The sequence below is a fragment of the Xanthobacter tagetidis genome (genome assembly GCF_003667445.1).
Lineage (GTDB): Bacteria > Pseudomonadota > Alphaproteobacteria > Rhizobiales > Xanthobacteraceae > Xanthobacter > Xanthobacter tagetidis.
In genome coordinates this window covers 1-657 of sequence record NZ_RCTF01000058.1, presented here as the reverse complement: position 1 = coordinate 657, position 657 = coordinate 1, and the positions used below count along the sequence as shown (strand labels likewise).

The 657-nt window shown below is 61.8% G+C and carries 2 pseudogenes; both read left to right on the top strand.

Annotated features, from left to right (window positions below):
* Window positions 1-171: pseudogene (locus D9R14_RS22720) on the top strand (Zn-ribbon domain-containing OB-fold protein); the annotation flags it as partial.
* 278 nt (window positions 172-449) lie between these two features.
* Window positions 450-657: pseudogene (locus tag D9R14_RS22715) on the top strand (3-alpha,7-alpha,12-alpha-trihydroxy-5-beta-cholest-24-enoyl-CoA hydratase); the annotation flags it as partial.

Sequence of the window (657 nt, the reverse complement as noted above, 5' to 3'; positions counted from 1 at the left end):
ATGCGCAAGTCGCCGACAGGACCGTATGCGATCGGTTACGTCACCTTGAAGGAAGGACCATCGCTGCAGACCAACTTCGTCGATTGCGATCTCGACAGCTTGAAGATCGGCCAGAAGGTGAAGGTGGTGTTCAAGCCGACCGACGGAGCCCCGCTGCCGTTCTTCACGCCGGTGCAGGTGAGGAGAAGAGATGCAGCCCCGCGTCATTGCGAGGAGCGAAGCGACGAAGCAATCCAGAGTCGCGGGCGAAACTCTGGGTTGCTTCGCGTCGCTCGCAATGACGGTGGGGATCGAGCGGCGAGTCCCACGAGTCATGGGAGAGGCATGACGTCGTAGGGTGGGCAAGGGTGCGGAGCACCGTGCCCACCGTTCTACCGCGATGAAGATGGTGGGCACGTTTCGCTTTGCCCACCCTACGAAGAATGCGTTTCCGGGAGGACACCAACAACATGCCGATCAACTACGATGAGCTGATGGCGATGCAGGCGATGGGGCAGCCATATGCCTACACCGATCGCGAGGTGATGCTGTACGCCTATGGCATCGGCATGGGCGCCGACCCGATGGATGAAAGGGAGCTTGCCTTTGTCAACGAGGCCACCGCCGAGCCGCGGCCGCTGAAGGTGGTGCCGACCTTCGCCTCGGTCGCTGCCTGGG